Source organism: Nocardioides sp. (assembly GCF_036493135.1).
GTDB lineage: Bacteria > Actinomycetota > Actinomycetes > Propionibacteriales > Nocardioidaceae > Nocardioides.
Map to the genome: position 1 here is coordinate 15,797 of NZ_DASXQG010000057.1, position 19,910 is coordinate 35,706.

The 19,910-nt window shown below is 70.5% G+C and carries 21 protein-coding genes; 13 read left to right on the forward strand and 8 right to left on the reverse strand.

What is annotated here, in order from left to right; translation table 11 throughout:
- The first annotated feature begins 6 nt into the window (after nt 1-6).
- The 5 genes from VGJ24_RS10335 (at nt 7) to VGJ24_RS10355 (ending at nt 2,965) form a co-directional block, all read left to right on the forward strand.
- Nucleotides 7-1,005, forward strand: coding sequence for an asparaginase (locus tag VGJ24_RS10335; protein ID WP_331500492.1), 999 nt, complete (start codon nt 7-9; stop codon nt 1,003-1,005).
- Nucleotides 1,002-1,283: a hypothetical protein gene (locus tag VGJ24_RS10340; RefSeq protein WP_331500493.1), complete on the forward strand. Its 282-nt coding sequence runs from the start codon at nt 1,002-1,004 to the stop codon at nt 1,281-1,283. The genes VGJ24_RS10335 and VGJ24_RS10340 overlap by 4 nt, the downstream gene beginning before the upstream one ends.
- A gap of 147 nt (nt 1,284-1,430) precedes the next feature.
- On the forward strand, nt 1,431-1,802 hold the full coding sequence (locus VGJ24_RS10345) for a helix-turn-helix transcriptional regulator (RefSeq protein WP_331500494.1): 372 nt from the start codon (nt 1,431-1,433) through the stop codon (nt 1,800-1,802).
- Between the two features lie 47 nt (nt 1,803-1,849).
- Nucleotides 1,850-2,458: a hypothetical protein gene (locus VGJ24_RS10350; RefSeq protein WP_331500495.1), complete on the forward strand. Its 609-nt coding sequence runs from the start codon at nt 1,850-1,852 to the stop codon at nt 2,456-2,458.
- A gap of 147 nt (nt 2,459-2,605) precedes the next feature.
- Nucleotides 2,606-2,965, forward strand: a complete 360-nt coding sequence (locus VGJ24_RS10355) for a phosphomannose isomerase type II C-terminal cupin domain (RefSeq protein ID WP_331500496.1) — start codon at nt 2,606-2,608, stop codon at nt 2,963-2,965.
- Here VGJ24_RS10355 and VGJ24_RS10360 read toward each other — a convergent pair.
- Together VGJ24_RS10360 and rfbB are read right to left on the reverse strand one after the other, a co-directional pair.
- Nucleotides 2,932-4,329, reverse strand: a complete 1,398-nt coding sequence (locus tag VGJ24_RS10360) for a bifunctional dTDP-4-dehydrorhamnose 3,5-epimerase family protein/NAD(P)-dependent oxidoreductase (protein ID WP_331500497.1) — start codon at nt 4,327-4,329, stop codon at nt 2,932-2,934. The two genes, VGJ24_RS10355 and VGJ24_RS10360, sit on opposite strands and share 34 nt — an antisense overlap.
- Nucleotides 4,329-5,336 (reverse strand): dTDP-glucose 4,6-dehydratase, encoded by a 1,008-nt coding sequence (gene rfbB / locus VGJ24_RS10365; protein ID WP_331500498.1) that lies wholly within the window; start codon nt 5,334-5,336, stop codon nt 4,329-4,331. Before rfbB ends, VGJ24_RS10360 begins: the two co-directional genes overlap by 1 nt.
- Before the next feature lie 42 nt (nt 5,337-5,378).
- Here rfbB and rfbA point away from each other — a divergent pair, with 42 nt between their 5' ends.
- Entirely contained in the window at nt 5,379-6,242 is an 864-nt protein-coding gene (gene rfbA / locus VGJ24_RS10370) for a glucose-1-phosphate thymidylyltransferase RfbA (protein WP_331500499.1), read from the forward strand.
- A 153-nt stretch (nt 6,243-6,395) separates the two neighbouring features.
- The gene (locus tag VGJ24_RS10375; RefSeq protein ID WP_331500501.1) at nt 6,396-6,854 is read left to right on the forward strand and encodes a hypothetical protein; all 459 of its coding nucleotides are present in this window, start codon (nt 6,396-6,398) and stop codon (nt 6,852-6,854) included.
- Nucleotides 6,855-7,063: 209 nt separating this feature from the next.
- Here the strand turns inward: VGJ24_RS10375 and VGJ24_RS10380 are convergent, their stop codons facing one another.
- Entirely contained in the window at nt 7,064-8,455 is a 1,392-nt protein-coding gene (locus tag VGJ24_RS10380) for a sugar transferase (RefSeq protein WP_331500502.1), read from the reverse strand.
- Between the two features lie 298 nt (nt 8,456-8,753).
- On the opposite strand from VGJ24_RS10380, the gene galE reads away from it, so the two are divergent.
- Together galE and VGJ24_RS10390 are read left to right on the forward strand one after the other, a co-directional pair.
- Nucleotides 8,754-9,758, forward strand: a complete 1,005-nt coding sequence (gene galE, locus VGJ24_RS10385) for a UDP-glucose 4-epimerase GalE (RefSeq protein ID WP_331500503.1) — start codon at nt 8,754-8,756, stop codon at nt 9,756-9,758.
- On the forward strand, nt 9,755-10,546 hold the full coding sequence (locus tag VGJ24_RS10390) for an N-acetylmuramoyl-L-alanine amidase (RefSeq protein ID WP_331500504.1): 792 nt from the start codon (nt 9,755-9,757) through the stop codon (nt 10,544-10,546). Before galE ends, VGJ24_RS10390 begins: the two co-directional genes overlap by 4 nt.
- A gap of 8 nt (nt 10,547-10,554) precedes the next feature.
- On the opposite strand, the gene VGJ24_RS10395 is transcribed toward VGJ24_RS10390, so the two are convergent.
- Nucleotides 10,555-11,118, reverse strand: coding sequence for a CGNR zinc finger domain-containing protein (locus tag VGJ24_RS10395; protein WP_331500505.1), 564 nt, complete (start codon nt 11,116-11,118; stop codon nt 10,555-10,557).
- Between the two features lie 54 nt (nt 11,119-11,172).
- On the opposite strand from VGJ24_RS10395, the gene VGJ24_RS10400 reads away from it, so the two are divergent.
- Nucleotides 11,173-12,129, forward strand: a complete 957-nt coding sequence (locus tag VGJ24_RS10400) for a DMT family transporter (RefSeq protein WP_331500506.1) — start codon at nt 11,173-11,175, stop codon at nt 12,127-12,129.
- Between the two features lie 9 nt (nt 12,130-12,138).
- Entirely contained in the window at nt 12,139-13,308 is a 1,170-nt protein-coding gene (locus tag VGJ24_RS10405) for an acyl-CoA dehydrogenase family protein (protein WP_331500507.1), read from the forward strand.
- Here VGJ24_RS10405 and VGJ24_RS10410 read toward each other — a convergent pair.
- Nucleotides 13,296-14,195 carry a dihydropteroate synthase gene (locus VGJ24_RS10410; RefSeq protein ID WP_331500508.1) on the reverse strand — a complete coding sequence of 300 codons (900 nt, stop codon included), beginning with the start codon at nt 14,193-14,195 and terminating at the stop codon, nt 13,296-13,298. The two genes, VGJ24_RS10405 and VGJ24_RS10410, sit on opposite strands and share 13 nt — an antisense overlap.
- Nucleotides 14,196-14,313: 118 nt before the next feature.
- On the opposite strand from VGJ24_RS10410, the gene VGJ24_RS10415 reads away from it, so the two are divergent.
- Entirely contained in the window at nt 14,314-14,988 is a 675-nt protein-coding gene (locus tag VGJ24_RS10415) for a dihydrofolate reductase family protein (protein WP_331500510.1), read from the forward strand.
- A 22-nt stretch (nt 14,989-15,010) separates the two neighbouring features.
- Here the strand turns inward: VGJ24_RS10415 and VGJ24_RS10420 are convergent, their stop codons facing one another.
- The gene (locus VGJ24_RS10420) at nt 15,011-15,592 is read right to left on the reverse strand and encodes a hypothetical protein (protein WP_331500511.1); all 582 of its coding nucleotides are present in this window, start codon (nt 15,590-15,592) and stop codon (nt 15,011-15,013) included.
- A gap of 181 nt (nt 15,593-15,773) precedes the next feature.
- On the opposite strand from VGJ24_RS10420, the gene VGJ24_RS10425 reads away from it, so the two are divergent.
- Nucleotides 15,774-16,118: a UBP-type zinc finger domain-containing protein gene (locus VGJ24_RS10425; RefSeq protein WP_331500512.1), complete on the forward strand. Its 345-nt coding sequence runs from the start codon at nt 15,774-15,776 to the stop codon at nt 16,116-16,118.
- Here VGJ24_RS10425 and VGJ24_RS10430 read toward each other — a convergent pair.
- Complete coding sequence (locus VGJ24_RS10430) at nt 16,115-17,749, reverse strand: MFS transporter (RefSeq protein ID WP_331500513.1); 1,635 nt, start codon at nt 17,747-17,749, stop codon at nt 16,115-16,117. The genes VGJ24_RS10425 and VGJ24_RS10430 overlap by 4 nt on opposite strands.
- A 134-nt stretch (nt 17,750-17,883) precedes the next feature.
- Complete coding sequence (typA, locus tag VGJ24_RS10435; RefSeq protein WP_331500514.1) at nt 17,884-19,788, reverse strand: translational GTPase TypA; 1,905 nt, start codon at nt 19,786-19,788, stop codon at nt 17,884-17,886.
- Nucleotides 19,789-19,910: the final 122 nt, after the last annotated feature.

Here is a 19,910-nt window from a genome sequence, read left to right on the forward strand (position 1 = left end):
TCCCGCATGCCGTCGGGCGGTCCGCCGGTGAACGCCGTTCCGGTCGCCGAGATCGTCCGCAACGGCTTCGTGGAGGGTCATCACTACGGCTCCGTCGTGGCGCTGGCGGCCGACGGGACCGTCGAGTGGTCGGTCGGCGACATCGACGTGCCGATGCTGCCGCGCTCGTGCAACAAGCCGGTCCAGGCGCTCGGCATGGTCCGCGTCGGTCTCGACCTGCCGTCCGAGCTGCTGGCGCTGGCGTGCGCGTCGCACTCCGGGGAGCCCTTCCACATCGACGGCGTACGTCGCATCCTGGCCGGCGCCGGGTTGACCGAGGCCGACCTCCAGACCCCGCCCGACTACCCGCTCGACGACGACGCGCGTGAGGCGCTGATCCGCGAGGACGGCGAGCGTGCGCCGGTGCTGATGAACTGCTCGGGCAAGCACGCCGCGATGCTCGCGACCTGTGTCGCGAACGGCTGGCCGACCGACACCTACCGCGAACCCGATCACCCGTTGCAACAGGCGATCGCAGCGACCTTCGCGGACCTGACCGGCGAGCCGATCGCGGTCACGGCCGTCGACGGGTGCGGTGCGCCGTTGTTCTCCGCGTCGCTGGTCGGCCTCGCCCAGGCCTTCCGCCGGCTCACGCTGGGCGAGACAGACTCGGGCGACGCCGATCTCGATGCCGCCCGCGTGGCCGACGCGATCCGCGCGCACCCGGCGTACGTCTCCGGGACGACCCGCGACGAGCGGGCGCTCCTGACCGCCATCCCGGGTGCCATCGGCAAGGCGGGGGCGGAGGGCTGCTACGCCGTCGCTCTCCGCGACGGGCGGGCGTTCGCGCTCAAGACCGACGACGGCGCCGCGCGCGTGCGGCCCGTGCTGATGGCCGAGGCGCTGCGACGCTCGGGGGTGCTCGACGACGAGGGCGTCGACTCCGAGGCGGTACGCCGGACCGGTGTCGTCGAGCTGCTGGGCGGCGGCCGTCCGGTGGGTGAGATCCGGGCCCTGCTGTCGTGACGGCGGCGCTGGCCCTCCTGGTCCTCGTGCTGGCCTTCCGGTTCACGTATCGGCGGGGCCCCCGGGCCGGCTACGTCCTGATCGCGGCTTCCCTGCTCTGGCTCGCGCTCGACAAGAGCATGGAGGGACGGACCCTGATCCACCTCGACGGGGACCACGGCCTGACCGGTGCCGACCTGTCCGGCCTGCTGGGTCTCGCCCTCGGTGCTCACCAGGCCTGGCCCGACGCGGTGCGCCGGTCACGACGTCTGCTCAGCCCGCGTCGTCGGCGCGCATGACCCACCGCGCACGCCGTACTGCTGTCTGCTGCTAGCGCGGCCAGATCGACGAGAAACCTTGTGTTCACAAGGAATTTCACCGCACTGTGACCGCCTTCACCGGTCGTCGGTTTGGTGTTTGCTAGCAACAGCTAGCACTATGGAGTCATGGCCAGGAGCAGGGTCGGCAAGACCGTCGAGTCGCTCGGTGACTACCTGCGGGAGCAGCGTGAGTCATCGCGCCTTTCGCTGCGTCAGCTCGCCGAGCAGGCCGGGGTCTCCAACCCCTACCTGAGCCAGATCGAGCGAGGCCTGCGCCGTCCGTCGGCCGAGGTGCTGCAGCAGCTGGCCAAGGCGCTGCGGATCTCTGCGGAACAGCTGTACCTGCGCGCCGGGATCATCAGCCTCGACGAGAAGGTCGGCGGCTCTGTCGAGCTCGCCGTGCTCGGTGACCCGCAGCTGACCGAGCGGCAGAAGCAGACCGTGCTCGACGTGTATGCGTCGTTCCTCGCCCTCAACGCGGGCAGCGACGCCCCCTGATCGACCCGGCTCGGCCGGGACCGCAACCCACCAGAAGGAGAACAGCAATGGCGAAGGCCAAGTTCGACATCCCCACTCAGCTCCCCTCGACCCTGACGCGCCCGATCCAGGCGGGCGTCGGCGTCACCGACCGCGTCGTCGCGGTCGTCCGTGAGGCGCTGACCGACATGCAGAAGCGCGCCGCGGCGGCCCAGAAGGACGTCCAGAAGACCGTCTCCGGCCTCGACTACCAGCCGCAGGCGCTGCGCGAGCAGGCGATCCGGGCCATGACCGCCCGCATCGACGCGCTCGGCAAGGAGGCCCAGGGTCTGCCCGTGCGGCTCCAGAAGCTGGTCGACGTCCAGGTCGCCACGGCCGAGAGCACCTACGACGAGCTCGTGAAGCGTGGCGAGACCCTGGTCGACCGGATCCGCCGTCAGCCGTCCACCACCGCCGCCACCGAGTCGGCGAAGACCACCAAGGCCAAGGCCAAGACCACGCGCACGCAGGCCACCAAGGCGGCCAAGACCGCCAAGAAGTCGGCCACGAGCACGTCCAAGAAGGCCGCCAAGAGCCCGGCGCGCAGCAGCGCCAAGGCGACCGCCACCGCCGCCAAGAAGACCGCGAGCGACGCGGCTCAGGCCACCACCGACGCGGCGCAGAAGATCGGCGACTGACCGCACCCCGCCTTCCCGCGCAGGCCATGGACCGCCGGTCCCCGGGACGCATCTGCTCCCGGGGGCTGGTGCCATTTCGGGGTTTTGCACGAGGCCGCCGGCGGGGCTCAGCCCACGCGTCGATCGCGTGCGTGAGACGCTGGGAGCATGGAGTCCGATCAGCGCCCGTGGGGGTCCTGGCACGTGCTCGACGAAGGTCCCGGCTACAAGGTCAAACGCATCGAGGTGCGCCCCGGCCAGCGGCTGTCGTACCAGACCCACGAGCACCGGTCCGAGCACTGGACGGTGGTCCGGGGCACGGCCACGTGCACGCTCGACGGTGACACGTTCGAGGTCGAGGCGGGTGGGTCCACCGACGTCGGCATCGGTACGCCGCACCGCGTCGCCAACCTGCACGACGAGGATCTCGTGCTGATCGAGGTACAGCGGGGCGACTACACCGGCGAGGACGACATCGTCCGACTCGACGACGACTACGGCCGCGACGCCGGGAGCCTGGCCAGGTAGTCCCGGAGCGCGTCGCGCGCATCGACCGGCTCGAACCCGGTCGCCTCGAGCTTGCGCAGGGACAGCACGCTGCTAGCCGGACGCGCCGCGGTCGCGCGCCCCGCGGCGTACTCCTTCGTCGTCACCGGGCGTACGTCCTCAGCCCGGCGGCCGCGCAGCGCGAACACCTGGCGGGCGACGTCCGCCCACGAGGTGGGCGGTCCGCCGTTGCTCACGTGGTAGGTGCCGTACGGCGCTCGCCGGTCGAGCAGATGTCGGGTGGCGCGTGCGATCTCGTCGGCGAAGCCGAGCCGCCCGACCTGGTCGTCGACGACCGTCGGCGTGGCGCCCTCGCCGGCCAGGCGGGCCATCGTGACCACGAAGTTGGCCCCGTCGCCGATCACCCATGACGTGCGGACGACGTAGTGGCGTGGCGTGGTGGCGACGGCGACGTCGCCCGCGGCCTTGCTCTGTCCGTACACCCCGAGCGGCGATACCGGCTCGTCCTCGTCGTGCTCGGCGGCGGTGCCGTCGTAGACGTAGTCGGTCGAGAAGTGGACCAGCGTGAGCGCGTGCCGGCTGGCGAGGCGCGCCAGGGCAGCCGGGCCATCGGCGTTCACCGCCCAGGCGGCCCGCCGGCCCTCGGCTGTCTCGGCCGCGTCGACCGCGGTGTACGCCGCGGCGTTGATCACCACGTCGTGCTCGTGCCAGGGCCAGCGCTCCAGCGCCCCGCGGTCCGTCAGGTCCAGCTCCGCCCGCGTGACGGCGCGGGCCCCGGGGAACGCCCCGACCAGGGCGCGGCCGACCTGACCGTCGGCGCCGATCACCAGGGGAGTGCGCACCGGCACTGGGCTCACCTCCGCGAGAGGCGGCGCGGTGCGGTCGCGCTCGGACAGGATGCGCTCGGCGGGCGCGACGGGCCAGTCGATCGCGAGCGCACGATCGGCGTGGTCGACCGCGACGTACGGGACATCGGGGCGCCAGTGGTCGTTGACCAGGTAGGAGTACGTCGTTGCGTCGGCGGTGGTCTGGTACCCGTTGCCGACGCCCCGCGGCACGAACACCGCCACGCCGGGCTCGAGCGCCACGGTGTACGTCCTGCCGAAGGCGTCGCCGGCGCGGAGGTCGACCCACGCGCCGTACGCGCTGCCGGAGACGACGGTGACCAGCTTGTCCCACGGCTCGGCGTGCATCCCGCGGGTGGTGCCGCGGCGCTGGTTCCACGCGACGTTGGCCTGGACCGGGCCGAAGTCGGGCAGGCCGAGCGTCGTCATCCGCTCACGCTGCCACGCCTCCTCGAACCACCCGCGCTCGTCCCGGCGCACGTCGAGCCGGAGGACCAGCAGCCCGGGGATCGGGGTGGTCTCGAGGGCGGGGTCGGTCATCACTGGCCCTTCGCGGCATAGGCCGCCTCGGTGGCGGCCTTGCGCGGGGCCCACCAGTCGCGGTGGGCGCGGTACCACTCGATGGTCTCGGCGAGCCCGCCGTCCAGGTCTCCGAAGCGCGGCTGCCAGCCGAGCTCCAGCCGTAGCTTGCCGGACTCGATCGCGTAGCGCTGGTCGTGCCCGGCCCGGTCGGCCACGAGCTCGTAGTCGTCCTCCGGACGGCCCATCAGCCGCAGCAGGGACCGGGCCACCTCGAGGTTGCTGCGCTCACCGTCGGCGCCGACCAGGTAGGTCTCGCCGATCCGCCCGTGCTCGAGGATGGTCAGCAGTGCGGAGCTGTGGTCGTCGACGTGGATCCAGTCGCGCACCTGCTGCCCGTCGCCGTACAGCCGCGGGCGACGGCCCTCCAGCACCTCGGTGATCTGCCTGGGGATGAACTTCTCGACGTGCTGCCAGGGGCCGTAGTTGTTGGAGCAGTTGGAGATCGTCGCGCGCACGCCGAAGCTGCGCACCCACGCGCGCACCAGGTGGTCGGAGCCGGCCTTGGCCGCGGAGTAGGGGCTGCTGGGGCGGTACGGCGTGTCCTCGGTGAAGCGCTTCGGGTCGTCCAGCGCGAGGTCGCCGTACACCTCGTCGGTCGAGACGTGGTGGAACCGCGCGTCGGCCTTGCGGACCGCCTCGAGCAGGACATAGGTGCCGACCACGTTCGTGCGGATGAACGGCTCGGGGTCGTCGAGGGAGTTGTCGTTGTGTGACTCGGCGGCGAGGTGGACCACGGTGTCGTGCGCGGCGACCAGCGGATCGACGGTCGCGGTGTCGGCGACGTCGCCGGTCACCAGCGTGACCCGGTCGGCGGGCAGGTCCGCGAGAGCCTCGGGGCTCGCCGCGTAGGTCAGCTTGTCGAGCACCGTCACGCGGGCGTCGGTGTGGGTGACGACGTGGCGGACGAAGTTGGCGCCGATGAAGCCCGCGCCCCCGGTCACGAGCACCCGCTCCACGCCTGGCATGGACCGCATCCTAGGTGGGCGACCCACCTAGGATGTCGGGCCATGCGCGGCATCATCCTGGCCGGGGGCACCGGCTCGCGTCTGCACCCCATCACGCTCGCGGTCAGCAAGCAGCTCGTGCCGGTCTACGACAAGCCGATGATCTACTACCCGCTGACGACGCTGATGCTGGCCGGGATCCGCGACGTTCTGGTGATCACCACCCCGCACGAGCAGGACTCGTTCCGGCGACTCCTGGGCGACGGCTCGGCGTACGGCGTGCAGATCTCGTACGCCGTGCAGCCGGCACCCGACGGGCTGGCCCAGGCGTTCCTGATCGGGGAGGAGCACATCGGCGGCGAGCCGATCGCGCTCGTGCTCGGCGACAACATCTTCTACGGGCCGGGTCTCGGCCTGCGGCTGCGGCGGTTCGCCGACGTGGACGGGGCCGCGATCTTCGGCTACCGCGTGGCCGACCCCTCGGCGTACGGCGTCGTGACCTTCGACGAGGAGGGCAGGGCCACCTCGCTCGAGGAGAAGCCCGAGCGCCCGCGCAGCCACTACGCCGTACCGGGGCTGTACTTCTACGGCTCCGACGTCGTCGAGCTCGCCCGCACGCTGACGCCGTCTGCGCGCGGAGAGCTCGAGATCACCGACCTCAACCGGATCTACCTCGACGCCGGCCGGCTCTTCGTCGAGGTGATGCCGCGCGGCACCGCGTGGCTCGACACCGGCACGGTGGAGTCGCTGATCGCCGCAAGCAGCTTCGTCCAGGCGATCGAGGAACGGCAGGGGCTCAAGATCGGGTGCCCGGAGGAGGTCGCCTGGCGGATGGGGTTCCTCGACGACGAGGGGTTGCTGACGCGGGCCGATGCACTGACCGCGAGCGGGTACGGCGACTACCTGCGGTCGCTGCTCGACGACTGACGCACGAGACAGCGCGCTCCCGTCTCCGGACCGTGTCCGGGTTGGACGAACGTTCGATCAACCCGGACGCGTCCACGGAGGGGCGTCGGTCTTGCAATCCGACGAGACGAGCTCGGATGCCGGAGGTCTGGCCGGCCCGGTACGGTCCCGCCCATGACCTCGGACGAGTTCGTGCCAGTCGGCTTTGATCCGCCGACCTCACTGGCCACCGACCAGTTCCGCCTCGAGCCGCTGGGGCCGCAGCACAACCAGGCCGATCATGCCGCCTGGATGTCGAGCATCGAGCACATCCGCTCCACCCCCGGTTATCTGGACGGCACCTGGCCACCACGCAACGGGATGACGCTCGAGGAGAACCTCAACGATCTTCGGCGTCACGCCGACGACTTCGCGCGCGGCGCCGGTTTCACCTTCACCGTGCTCGACCCGATCGACGGCGACGTCATCGGTTGCGTCTACCTGTATCCCTCGGCCTCCGAGGACTGGGACGTCACGGTGAGGTCCTGGGTGCGGGCCGACAGGTCGCAGCTCGACGTACCACTCGCCGATGCCCTCGCCCGCTGGCTGGCCACCGACTGGACCTGGGAGCGCGTGGACCGCAGCGGTCGCTGAGTCGTCACGGCACGCTCACCTCGATCGGCTCACGCGGCTGTACGACGGGCCCACGGCGGCTCGACGCCCGGCTCGACGACCCTCCGGTGTGGGGCCGGAGGGCCGCGAGCACGGGGTGCCGACCGGCCGGTCCGGCCGAGCGAGCTCAGCCGAGGTCGGTCGACCATCCGGTGCGGAACGTCCGTGAGCCGTGGACGCCCCGACCAGCCTCAGTAGGCGCCGCGGGAGCTGAGCACCGCCCCGGCGGTGCGGCCCAGGATGAGAGCGTCCTGGATCATCGACCAGTTGTCGACGTAGTAGAGGTCCAGGCGGACCGACTCGTCCCACGAGAGGTCGGAGCGACCCGAGACCTGCCAGAGGCCGGTCAGTCCGGGGCGCACGCGCAGCCGGCGCGACTGCGTGAGGGTGTAGCGGTCGACCTCGAGCGGGAGCGGCGGACGCGGGCCCACCAGGCTCATGTCGCCACGGAGCACGTTGATCAGCTGTGGGAGCTCGTCGAGCGAGTAGCGGCGGATCCACTGGCCCGGCCTCGTGATGCGCGGGTCCTGCTTCATCTTGAACAGGCCCGCCTCGTAGCCGACCTTCTCGTGCAGGTCGGCGAGCACCCGCTCGGCGTCGACGACCATGCTGCGGAACTTCAGGCAGGTGAAGTAGGTGCCGTCGCGGCCGACGCGCGTCTGCCGGAACAGCACCGGCCCGCCGTCGTTGCTCTTGATCTTCCACGCGGTCCACAGCAGCAGCGGTGCGGCCAGCGTGAGCAGGACCGCCGAGCCGACGATGTCGAAGGTGCGCTTGGCCCAGCGCAGTGCGTCCTGCGACCGCGGACGGTCGACGTGCAGCAGGGGCAGACCGCCGACCGGCCGCACCCGAATGCGCTCGCTCGACACGTCGGTCACGCCCGGGGCCATGATCACCTGGATGTCGTCGGCCTCGAGGTCCCAGACCATCTCGCGCATCGCGTGGGGGTTCTCGAACCCGCCACCGGCGACCAGCACGACGTCGGCCTCGTAGGCGCGGGCCAGTGCCGCGGCCTCGTTCACCTCGCCGATCACGCGTACGCCGCCCGCGGTGGCGACGGTGGAGCCCGACGCGGGGGTGACGGCGCCGATGACGTCGTACCCCAGCCAGGTCTCACGGCCGAAGACCGAGGCCACGGCGTCGACGTGGTCGGCGCTGCCCACGATCACGGTGCGCTGCCCGAAACCGCCGAGCCGGCGTGCCCGGTGCAGCCAGCCGCGGAGGAGGTAGCGACCCGCGGTCAGGAGGGCGGGACCGATCACGAACGTGAAGAGGAAGAAGCCGCGGGAGAGCTCGAACTGGGTCAGGTAGCAGCCGATCCCGAGGATCGCCGCGGCGACCAGGCTGGAGCCGACCACGATCTTGTACTCGTCCGCGCCGGCGCCGAACACGCCTCGGTCGTAGCCACCCCGGAAGGCGATGACCAGGATCCAGGCCAGCACGAGCGGGAGGCCGACCAGCGCCGCGGACTGCGACACCTCGGCACTGCCCAGGAAGATCACGTGGTTGCGGCCGTAGGCGGCGAAGAACACCGTCGCCGTCACGACGACGACGTCGAGCAGCAGCGCAGTGAGCGGCAGCACGCGGAGCGGGCTACCGTTTCGCGACGTGGCGGCTGTGGCCGGTGTGACGGCTGGTGTCAGCGCGCGGTCAAGCGTGATCCCCATGGCAAACGCCTACGACTTTCCCCCAAGAGCCAACTCACGGAGCGCCCCACACGCTCCTCCCCCGAGTTGCTGAACAGGAGTTTAGAAGCAGGGCATCCTGCGGCTTCGGCGAATCGAAGAATTCTTTACTTGACAGATCGCATGGATCTCGTACGTCGAAGACGCTCCGACCGACGATGTCGGCATCGTGCACCGGGATGGCTACCCTGGCCCGATGAAGATCCTGGTCACCGGCGGGGCGGGCTACCTCGGCTCCACCACCGCCAAGGCGCTCGAGGCCGCGGGCCACGTCCCGGTGGTGCTCGACTCCCTGCTGACCGGGCCGCAGGTGTTCGTGCGCGACCGCATCTTCTACGAGGGCGACATCGCCGACCGCGACCTGGTCCGCCGGGTCGTCGAGGAGCACCCCGACCTCGACGCCACGATCCACATGGCCGCGCGGATCGTCGTACCCGAGTCGGTGGAGAAGCCGTACGAGTACTACCGCGACAACGTCTCGAAGTCGCTGGAGCTGTTCGACCAGCTGGTCGCGCTCGGCAAGCCGCGGGTGCTGTTCTCGTCCTCCGCCTCGCTGTACGCCGTCAAGGACGACTTCGAGGTCCGCGAGGACGACCCGCTCGACCCGTCGTCGCCGTACGCCCGGACGAAGCGGATGATCGAGGAGGTCCTCGAGGACATGGCGACGGCGACCGACCTCCGCGCGATCATGCTCCGCTACTTCAACCCGATCGGCTCCGACCCCGACCTCGAGTCCGGCATCTACGCCAAGGAGCCGTCGCACGTGCTCGGCCAGCTGGTGATGGCGGCCCGCGGGCAGAAGCCCGGGTTCACGATCACCGGCATCGATCTGCCGACCCGTGACGGCACCGGCATCCGCGACTACCTCCACGTCTGGGACCTGGCCCGCGCGCACGTCCGTGCGGTCGAGCGCTTCGACGAGGTGATCGAGGCGGTCGGCTCGCCGAGCGTGGTGATCAACGTCGGTCGTGGCGACGGCGTCACCGTCCGCGAGCTGGTGACGGCGTTCGAACGGGTGTCGGGCCGCGCCGTTCCGATCGCGGAGGCGCCGCCGCGCCCGGGCGATGCCGTCGGCGCGTTCGCGAACGTCGACCGCTCCCACGAGCTTCTCGACTGGCGGGCCGAGCTCACCCTCGACGAGGGCATCGCGTCGGCGCTGGCCTGGGCCGACAAGCGGCTCGAGGTGCTGGGGTACGAGTGAGCCTCCGCCGGTACGCCGTCCCGATCGTCGCGCTCGCCACTGTGGTGACCCTCGGCGTTGCAGGTCCGGCCGACGCGACCCATGACTTCCGGTACAGCTCGCCGGACGGCGGCGGCAATGCGCCGCTGGGCGGGCGGACGATCGTGATCGACCCCGGCCACCAGCTCGGCAACCACAACTTCCCGCGCCAGATCAACCGGATGGTGCCGGCCGGCGGGTTCGAGAAGCCGTGCAACACCACGGGCACCGCGACCGATGGTGGGTACCCGGAGGCGACGTTCACCTGGCAGGTGGCCCGGCTGCTGCGCACACGCCTGGTGCGGCTCGGCGCGCGGGTCGTGACGACCCGCCACTCCAACCGGCAGGACCGGTGGGGTCCGTGCGTGAACGTCCGCGGACGCGACGGCAACAAGCTGCGGGCCGACCTGAAGATCAGCATCCACGGCGACGGGTCGTACGCCGCCGGGGCTCGCGGCTTCCACGTGATCGCGCCGACCGACCGGCGGCCCTGGACCCACGACATCTTCAAGCCCTCGCGTCGACTCGCCCTCGACACCCGGTCCGCCCTGCGGCGCATGGGGCTGCGGGTGGCCAACTACATCGCGGGTGGGGACGGTCTCGACTACCGCTCCGACCTCGGCACGATCAACCTGTCGAACATGCCGACGGTGATGGTCGAGCTCGGCAACATGCGCAACCCGAGCGACGCGCGTCGGATGACGTCCCGCGCCGGGCGCGCGACGTACGCCCGCGGGCTGGCGCTCGCCGTACGCCGCTTCCTGGGCTGATCGGTCCGTCAGCCGGCGTCGCCCCGCGACTGGCGGGCGCGCGCCCGGTGGGCGCGCACCCGCGCCTTCACGCCGCACCGTTCGTCGGAGCACCAGCGCCGTCGCCCGGTCGGGTCCAGGAAGATCCCCGAGCACTCGTCGTCACCGCAGGCTCGTAGTCGGACCGGATCGGGCCCGGTCAGGTCGTCGGCCGCCTGGCGAGCGAGCCTGGCGAGGGCTTGGCGCGTCGTACCGGGTCGGCTGGCGACCACGCTCGTGCCCCTGCGGCGCAGCCCCACCGGCAGGTCGTCGAGCAGGGACGCGTCCACCACCCGCACGTCACCCGGAGTGGGCGCCTCGCCGAAGGCGGCCGCCTTGGCCAGCCCGTGCAGAGCATCCCGGAGCCTCTGCGCTCCCGCGACGTCGTCCTCACCCACCGGACCCGCAGGAGCCAGCCCCCACTCGGTCAGCCAGGCGCGGAGCTGCCCGGGTGTGTCCACGAGGTCCTGGGAGACCTCGGTGTACCTGCCCACGAGCGTCACCGCGAAGTCGAGCCAGTCGCGTCCGTATCCGGTCCGGAACTTCTCCTCCATGGAACCACTGTAACGCATTGACTCGTTACAGCAACATGTGGCAATGTGTAACGAGTGAAAACGTTACACAAGGCGGCCGATCTTCTCGGGCCGTCGTTCGTGCTCCTCTGGAGCAGCGGGTACGTCGTCGGCTCCGTCGCCACGCGTGAGATTGCGCCCCTCACGGTGACGCTGTGGCGATTCGTGGTGTCTTCCGCGGTGCTGACCCTGCTCGCGTGGTGGCGCCGGGAGCGTTGGCCCGGCACGCCCCGGGACCTGGCGATCACGATCGGGACCGGCATCGTGGCGTTCGCGATCCAGTTCTGTGCCCTGTACCAGGCCCTGGCCGACGGGACCCCGGCGGCGACGACCGCCCTGTTCGCATGCTCGTCACCGCTTCTCGTCGCCGTCGCGGGTGCCGCCCTGGGCTGGGACAGGCTCTCCGGCCGCCAGTGGCTCGGCGTGGTGCTCGGGGTCACCGGCGTCGTCGTGACCGTGAGCGACCGGCTCGGCCGGCCGCCTAGCCTCGTCGCTCTGGGCTGGGTCCTGCTGGGCACCGGAGGCCTCGCCGGCGGCTCGCTGCTCCAGGGCCGGCTGATCGGTAGGGGTGGTCCGACGGCCCTGACGGCGGTCCAGGTCGCCGCCGGCGCGGTCGTGGTCGCCGTGTGGGCGCCGTTCGCCGGCTCGCTCGCGATTCCCGCGAAGGAGAGCGCGTGGGTCTCGTTCACGTGGTTGGCGTTGGTCGCGGGCGTCGTCGGTCCCCTGATGCTCCTCGCCCTGATTGCGCGCCACGGTCCTGCTCGTGGGACGAGCCTGCTGTTCATGGTGCCGGCGGTGACGGCGCTGATCGCGTGGGTGCTGGTCGGCGAGCCTGTGGGAGAGGTCGCGGTGCTCGGCCTGGGCATCGCCGGGAGCGGCCTCTGGCTCGGACGACGTCGTACGCCGACTCCCGTCGTGACGCCGGCCCGGGCTCCGGTCGTGACGGCCGTCGGTGCCACGGCGCCGGCCGAGCTACGCGGGCGGTGGAACTAGGGTCGATGCATGGACCTGACGCTCACCGACGAGGAACGCGAGATCCGGGACTGGGTGCGGACGTTCGTCACCAAGGAGCTCATGCCGCTCGAGCCGCAGGTGCTCGAGCGGGAACGCGACGGGAAACGAGGCGTCACCCTCGACGAGGTCGAGGCGTTGCAGGACAAGGCGCGGCAGTCGGGCTTCTTCGGGATCCAGACCCCGGAGGCGTACGGCGGGATGGGTCTGGGCGCGGTGATGAACGCGCTGCTCGAGGTTGAGCTGGGCCGGACGTTCGTACCGTTCAAGTTCGGCGGTGACGCGGACAACATCCTCTTCGAGGCCAACGACGAGCAGAAGGACGCCTACCTGCGGCCCACGATCGAGGGCACTCGGCGCAGCTGCTTCGCGATCACCGAGCCCGGCGCGGGCTCGGATGCGCGCAACATCCGCACCTCCGCCGTACGAGACGGTGACGAGTGGGTGATCAACGGGGAGAAGACGTTCATCACCGGCGGCGACGTCGCCGACTTCACGATGGTCTTCGCGGTGACCGACAAGGAGAAGGGCGCCGACGGCGGGGTCACCTGCTTCCTGGTCGACCGCGAAGCGGGCTGGACCTCGACGGAGATCCCGACGATGGGGGAGTGGGGTCCGGCGTCCCTGTCGTTCCAGGACGTGCGGGTGCCGCATTCGTCGATCCTCGGCGAGGAGGGTCGCGGCTTCGAGCTGGCGATGCGCTGGATCGGCAAGGGCCGCTACCTGCTCCCGGCCCGTGCGCTGGGCTCGTGTGAGCGGCTCGTCGAGATGGCGATGGAGCAGGCGAAGAACCGCGTCACGTTCGGCGAGCCGATCGCCGAGCGGCAGGCGATCCAGTGGATGATCGCCGACTCCGCGGTGGAGATCGAGGCGCTGCGGTGGCTCGTGCTGAGCGCTGCCTGGCAGGTCGACCACGGCGCCGACTCACGTCAGGCGCAGTCGATGGCCAAGCTGGCAGGCGGCGTCCACGCCAACCAGATAGTCGACCGCGTCCTCCAGATCCACGGCGGCATGGGCTACACGCGGGAGCTGCCGATCGAGCGGTGGTACCGAGAGCTGCGGCTGCTGCGGATCTACGAGGGCACCGACGAGATCCAGCGGCGCACGATCGCCCGCAACCTGCTGTCCGGTCATGCGTCGGTGCGAGGTCACCTGGGCTGATCGACGTCCAGGAAGTCCATCGCGACGAGCACCGCGCGCACGTGCGCGACCTCGTGCGTGCGGAAGAGGTCGGTCCCCCCGAGTCGGGCGAAGACCGCGAAGAAGCCCTCGGCCTTGCGGTACTCGTCCCCGAAGAGGTCGAAGGCGTGCGGCAGCGCATTGCAGACCGGGACACCGAGGCGGCGTAGCCGGAAGCACTGGGCGAGCACGGCAGTCTGATGCCGGACGCGGACGGCGGGCTCCACGAGGTTGCCGTAGTAGAAGCCGAGGCCGGGGTCGATCACGACCTGCTCGACCCCGAGGGAGCGCGCGTGCTCGATGCGCGGGCCGAAGTGGTCGAGCAGGTAGGGGAGCGCATCGGTCTGAGTCGGGTGGCGGGCGTCCGCGCGTACGTCGCCGGGCTCGCACAAGCAGAGGATCACTGTGGCGCCGTACGACGCGGCGCAGGCGAGCATCTCGTCCTCGCCGTCGCGGCCGGTCAGGTTGAGCACCCGGGCGCCGGCGGCGAGGCACGTCTCGACGACCTCGGGTTGGTAGGTCTCCACCGAGACGACGCACTCCTCGGCGAGCGCCTCGACCACGGGCCCGAGGGCCGCCCGCTGCTGCGGCGCGTCCACACGCGCCGCCCGTGCCGTGCTGGACTCGGCGCCCACGTCGACGATGCCCGCACCCTGCGCGACCTGGGTGCGGGCCTTGCGGATCGCGGCCCCGGTGGAGACCGCGACGCTCTCGCGGTAGGTCGAGTCGCGCGAGAGGTTGACCGTGCCCATGAGCACGGGGTCGGTGCCCCCGATGGTCACGCCACCCACGGTCACCGGCTCGACCGGCATGGCCAGGTCGTCGGCGTACTCGCTGTGCAGCGCTGCCAGCGCCGACAGCGAGATCATCCCGGCAGTGTAGACAGCGGCCCTGGACCCGCTCCGCACCCGCCGCGTGGTGCCGTTGCACTGCGTGTGACGATGGTGGCCCGACCGCGACGAACTCGACGATGTGGGGAGACGACGGATGCGAGTCCTGCTCGGCGAGGACACCACCCACCTGCCGCAGCTGTACGCCGTACCCGACCAGCCGTGGCTGCGGGTGAACATGGTCTCGACGGTGGACGGCGCCGCCACGGGCGATGACGGCACGAGCCGCTCGATCAACAACGGCGTCGACAAGATGGTCTTCGACCTGATCCGCGATCTCGCCGACGCACTCGTCGTCGGGGCGGGCACGATCCGGATCGAGGGGTACGCCGTGGGGCGCAAGCCGCTCGTCGTGGTGTCGCGCAGCGGATCCGTGCCACCGACCCAGCGGGAGGCCGCGTCGGGGAAGGTGCTGATGGCCACGGTCGCGACCGCGCCGTACCTCGACGAGGCGCGTGAGATCCTCGGCAAGGACCAGGTGCTGGTGCTCGGCTCCCACCGCGTCGACCTGGCCCGGCTGAAGGACGAGCTGGTGCTTCGCGGGTTCCGACACCTGCTGTCCGAGGGCGGCCCTCATCTCCTGCGCGACCTGCTCGACCAGGGCGTGGCCGACGAGCTCGACGCCACTCTGGTGCCCCGGATCGTCAGCGGCTCCCACCCCCGGATCACCGACGGCCCCCCGGTCGACGTACCCCTCCGTCTCACCACGCTCATCGAGCAGGACGGCACGCTGCTGGCCCGGTGGCTCGTCGGTGAGAAGCCGTCCGGTTGAGCACCGTGCCGCCCACGGTGCGTCAGTGTGCGGGACGCTCGATCACGCCGTTCGGCTCGAAGTCGTAGACCGGGTTGTTGAGCTGCAGGTCATCGACCGCTCCGCTGAAGGCGAAGTCACGCCCCTTGTTGATCTCGACGCTGTAGATCGTCGCGTCCGGGGCTGCGGCCTCCGCATCAGCGAGGGTGCAGTAGGTCGTCTGGTTGCAGCCCGACGTGGTGCCGAACCCACCGGTGTAGTACCACTGCTGGGTGGTGCTGGCGTCGAGCTTGGTCCATGTGTTGCTCGCTGCCGCGGTCGGCACGTAGACGAGCGTGCTGAACGTCGAGCCGCCCGCGTTCGGGTTCACCTCGAACTCCACGCTCGGCAGGTTGCTCGTCGAGATCTGGTTGTTCTCGCCGGTGGTGAACACGTAGAAGCTGACCGTGTGGATGCCGCCCAGATGCTGTCCCGCGAGGTCGACCTGGTCGCCGAATGCGACCTTGTCGCTGCCCGAGCCGGTCCGGAGTCCGAGACTGCCCACCCCGGACGGAGGCGTGACGTTGCCCAGTCCGCCGGCCGACGACGGGCCCGAGCGCAGGTAGGCGTCGCCGTCACCGATCACGTTGCGGTCGATGATCGACCAGTTGGATCCGACGTACGCCGGCTTGTCGAGCTTGTCGAGCAGGTTCGGCCATCAGGTCCGATGACGTCGGGAGTACGACGTCACGCCGTGACGTCTGAAGAGGAGATGTCAGCATCCAGCGGCCGTTGGTCCGCCACCGAGGAGATGGCAGTGTGGGGACATGACCGCAGGCCCGATCGACCCGTCCGTGCCGCCGTCCGGGACCGGGTGTGTGGAGTGCCTGGCGCAGGACGGGTGGTGGTTCCACCTGCGGCGGTGTGCCCAGTGCGGGCACATCGGCTGCTGCGACACCTCACCCGCTCAGCACGCGACCGCGCACTGGCGGGAGTCCGGTCACCCGCTGATGACCAGCTTCGAGCCGGGCGAGGACTGGTTCTGGGACTTCCGCGACGACCAGGCGTACGACGGGCCGCCCCTGGCCGGCCCGCAGAGTCACCCGTCCGACCAACCCACGCCCGGACCCGCCGGCGCCGTACCTGACGACTGGATGGACCGCTTGCACTAGGCCCCGGCGGGCTCCTGGTCGGGCTCGCTCCCGGGCTGCCGGGTCGGGAGGGACCCGGCCACGAACACCGCGAGCAGGGCGATCATGGCCAGGAGCGAGAGCGACGTCCGCAACGCGTCGATCCGGGCCGCCTCGTTCTCGTCGAGCACCGCCGCCGCCGTGGTCGGTGCGACGTCTGCCTGATCGAGAGCCTTCTTCAAGTCGTCGTCGGAAATGAATGGGACGCCTCCGGCGAGCTCGACCTCTGCCTGCGAGGAGACCGCTGCCGGCACGTCCGGATTCTGCTGGATCCCGGAGAAGAACGATGTGGACAGTGCCGAGATCAAGACGGCGCCGGCGAGCGCCGTCCCGATCGACGCGCCGAGGTTGGTCAACGTGTTCTGAAGCCCACCGACCTCCGCACTGTGATCGTCGCTGACGGCAGAGACGGTCACGGCACCGAGCTGCGAGGCCAGCGCCCCGACGCCGAGCCCGGCCAGCAGCAGGGGCCAGGTGACCACCTCGGGACCCACGCCGATCTCCAGCGACCCGATCAGGGTCACGAGGCCGACCAGCAGGGCCAGGAAGCCGAGTCGCACCACCCGCCGGGGCGACGCGTTCGGGAAGAACCTCGGGATACCCACGGCTCCGATGAGCAGGGTGATGGACAGCGGCATGATCCGCAGTCCCGTCGAGATCGCCGAGAGGCCGAGAGCGACGGAGAGGTAGAGCGGCACCACGAAGAAGAGGCCGGCCTGGAGCAGGTACTGCAGGCAGAACGACGCCAGGCCGCTCCGTAGCTGCGGGACGCGAAGCAGCGCGGGGTCCACCAACGCCGGCCGGCCCGAAGCCTGACGTCGACGTTCCCAGCTCATGAAGAGACGAAGCACGAGGCCGCCGACAAGGATGAGCCAGACCACGGGGGAAAGCCCCAGCCACGACTTCTCGTCGGGCTCCTTCGGCAGGACGAACCCCCACTCGCCGCCGCGCAGGATACCGAACACGATCAGGCCCAGGCCGAGCGCCGAGAGCGCCGTGCCGACGGGGTCCAGACCCGCGTCCGGGTTCGCGGGCCGGTCGTTCATGCGGCGGGCCAGGATCACGATCACGATCACGATCACGACCTCACCGGCGAACACCCAGCGCCACGACGCGTACGTCGTCAGCAGGCCCCCGATGAGCGGGCCGGCCGCGACCGCGATCGCGCCCGCGGCGGCGACCAGGCCGTAGGCCTTGGGTCGCTCCGAGCGTGCGAAGTTCGACGCGACGAGCGCCACGATGGCGGGCATGATCAGGGCAGCGCCGATGCCCTCGAGCAGCGACCATCCGATCAGCAGCCAGGTGAGGTTCTGGGCCACCGCGGTCGTGAAGGATCCGACCCCGTAGATGGCACAGCCGATCGCGAACGCCCGCTTGCGACCGAGGATCTCGCCGATCTTCCCGCCGGTGATCATCAGCGTCGCCATGACGAGCGTGTACAGCGTGATCGCGGTCTGGATGCCCGTCACCGTCGTGCCGACATCCGCGGCAACCGTGGCGATCGAGACGTTCATGACCGAGCTGTCGAGCGTCATCAGGAACTGAGCCGTCGCCAGCGTGAGCAGCACACCGGTGGACGCGGTCCTGCCAGCGGTCACGGCATTCTCGGCCATGCATCCTCCCGTGCGTCGACTCGGCGGCAGCACGTACCGACGTACGCAGAGCACCCGTCCACGGCTGCCACGCGGGAGCAACCCAAGCAGTTCGGCGCCGGGAAGCGCTCACCCCTGTCGGGTGAACTCCTACCTCAGCGGGTGCCCTTGCGAGCGCGGGCGGCCAGCTTGGCCCGGTCGTTCTGGTCGAGCAGCACCTTGCGGATGCGCACGGTGTGCGGGGTGACCTCGACGCACTCGTCCTCGCGGCAGAACTCCAGGCACTGCTCGAGCGACAGCCGCCGCGGCGGCACCAGCTTCTCGAAGTTGTCCGACGTGGAGGAGCGGACGTTGGTCTGCTGCTTCTCCTTGGTGATGTTCACGTCCATGTCGTCGGCGCGGGAGTTCTCGCCGACGATCATCCCCTCGTAGACCTCCGTCGCCGGCTCGACGAACAGGACGCCGCGCTCCTGCAGATTCGTCATCGCGTACGACGTAGCGGCACCCGACCGGTCGGCGACCAGCGAGCCGGTCGACCGCGAACGGATCTCGCCGGACCACGGCTCGTACTTCTCGAACACGTGGTGGGCGATCCCGGTACCGCGGGTCTCGGTGAGGAACTCGGTCCGGAAGCCGATCAGCCCACGCGCCGGCACCAGGAACTCCATCCGCACCCAGCCGGTGCCGTGGTTGGTCATCTGCTCCATGCGGCCCTTCCGGGTCGCCATCAGCTCGGTGATCGTGCCGAGGTACTCCTCCGGCGCATCGATCGTCAGCCGCTCCACCGGCTCGTGCAGCTTCCCGTTGATCTCGCGGGTCACCACCTGCGGCTTGCCGACCGTCAGCTCGTAGCCCTCGCGTCGCATCTGCTCGACCAGGATCGCCAGCGCCAGCTCGCCGCGGCCCTGTACCTCCCAGGTGTCCGGACGCTCAGTGGGCAGCACCCGCAGCGAGACGTTGCCGACCAGCTCGCGATCGAGGCGGTCCTTGACCAGCCGGGCGGTGACCTTGGACCCCTTGGTCCTCCCGACCAGGGGCGAGGTGTTGGTGCCGATCGTCATCGAGATCGCCGGCTCGTCGACGGTGATCAGCGGCAGGGCCACCGGGTTGTCGGGGTCGGCCAGCGTCTCGCCGATCATGATCTCGGGGATGCCGGCGATCGCGGCGATGTCTCCCGGGCCGGCCGACTCGGCGGGTACCCGCTCGAGCGCCTCGGTCATCAGCAGCTCGGTGATCTTGACGCTCCGGGTCGACCCGTCGCGCTGCAGCCAGGCGACGTTCTGGCCCTTCCGGAGCGTGCCCTGGTGGACGCGGACCAGGGCGAGACGGCCGAGGAAGGGTGAGGCGTCGAGGTTGGTGACGTGGGCCTGCAGCGGTGCGCCCTCGTCGTACGTCGGCGCCGGGATCGTCTCGAGGATCGTGCGGAAGAGCGGTTCGAGATCGGGCGAGTCGGGCACGGAGCCATTGGCCGGTGCGTCGAGAGAGGCGCGGCCGTTCTTCGCCGATGCGTACACGACCGGGAAGTCGAGCGCGTCCTGGCTGTGGTGCTCGTCGAGGAGGTCCAGGAACAGCTCGTAGGTCTCGTCGACGACCTCGGCGATCCGGGCGTCGGGGCGGTCGACCTTGTTCACGACGAGCACGACCGGGAGGTCGGCGTTCAGCGCCTTGCGGAGCACGAACCGCGTCTGCGGCAGCGGGCCTTCGGACGCGTCGACCAGCAGCACGATGCCGTCGACCATCGACAGCCCGCGCTCCACCTCGCCGCCGAAGTCGGCGTGCCCCGGGGTGTCGATGATGTTGATCGTCATGCCACCGGCGAGACCGAGGTCGGCCGCGCTCTTGCCGGTGTAGTGGATCGCGGTGTTCTTGGCGAGGATCGTGATCCCCTTCTCGCGCTCCAGGTCGCCGGAGTCCATGATCCGCTCGGCGACGCCGGCCTCCTCCTGGTGCGCGGTGAACGCGCCGGCCTGGTGCAGCATCGCGTCGACGAGGGTGGTCTTGCCGTGGTCGACGTGCGCGACGATCGCGACGTTCCGGAGGTCCGAACGGGTGGCAGGCATGGTGGGACGACGTCGCTTTCGCAGGATGGGATTCGGGCCCCGATCCTATCGGCGACGGTCATCTCGACCTGCATCGTGAAGAGGGTCGTGTGCCTGAGGACGGACTAGGGACCGTCCTGCGG

Bases quoted from the DNA above. Each gene is read 5' to 3' on its own strand.
- typA (WP_331500514.1), bottom strand. From the start codon at position 19,788: ATGCCTGCCACCCGTTCGGACCTCCGGAACGTCGCGATCGTCGCGCAC.
- VGJ24_RS10375 (WP_331500501.1), top strand. From the start codon at position 6,396: ATGACCTCGGACGAGTTCGTGCCAGTCGGCTTTGATCCGCCGACCTCA.
- rfbA (WP_331500499.1), top strand. From the start codon at position 5,379: ATGCGCGGCATCATCCTGGCCGGGGGCACCGGCTCGCGTCTGCACCCC.
- VGJ24_RS10410 (WP_331500508.1), bottom strand. From the start codon at position 14,195: ATGATCTCGCTGTCGGCGCTGGCAGCGCTGCACAGCGAGTACGCCGAC.
- VGJ24_RS10345 (WP_331500494.1), top strand. From the start codon at position 1,431: ATGGCCAGGAGCAGGGTCGGCAAGACCGTCGAGTCGCTCGGTGACTAC.
- VGJ24_RS10405 (WP_331500507.1), top strand. From the start codon at position 12,139: ATGGACCTGACGCTCACCGACGAGGAACGCGAGATCCGGGACTGGGTG.
- VGJ24_RS10355 (WP_331500496.1), top strand. From the start codon at position 2,606: ATGGAGTCCGATCAGCGCCCGTGGGGGTCCTGGCACGTGCTCGACGAA.
- VGJ24_RS10415 (WP_331500510.1), top strand. From the start codon at position 14,314: ATGCGAGTCCTGCTCGGCGAGGACACCACCCACCTGCCGCAGCTGTAC.
- VGJ24_RS10335 (WP_331500492.1), top strand. From the start codon at position 7: ATGCCGTCGGGCGGTCCGCCGGTGAACGCCGTTCCGGTCGCCGAGATC.
- VGJ24_RS10350 (WP_331500495.1), top strand. From the start codon at position 1,850: ATGGCGAAGGCCAAGTTCGACATCCCCACTCAGCTCCCCTCGACCCTG.
- VGJ24_RS10430 (WP_331500513.1), bottom strand. From the start codon at position 17,749: ATGGCCGAGAATGCCGTGACCGCTGGCAGGACCGCGTCCACCGGTGTG.
- VGJ24_RS10425 (WP_331500512.1), top strand. From the start codon at position 15,774: ATGACCGCAGGCCCGATCGACCCGTCCGTGCCGCCGTCCGGGACCGGG.
- galE (WP_331500503.1), top strand. From the start codon at position 8,754: ATGAAGATCCTGGTCACCGGCGGGGCGGGCTACCTCGGCTCCACCACC.
- rfbB (WP_331500498.1), bottom strand. From the start codon at position 5,336: ATGCCAGGCGTGGAGCGGGTGCTCGTGACCGGGGGCGCGGGCTTCATC.
- VGJ24_RS10360 (WP_331500497.1), bottom strand. From the start codon at position 4,329: ATGACCGACCCCGCCCTCGAGACCACCCCGATCCCCGGGCTGCTGGTC.
- VGJ24_RS10395 (WP_331500505.1), bottom strand. From the start codon at position 11,118: ATGGAGGAGAAGTTCCGGACCGGATACGGACGCGACTGGCTCGACTTC.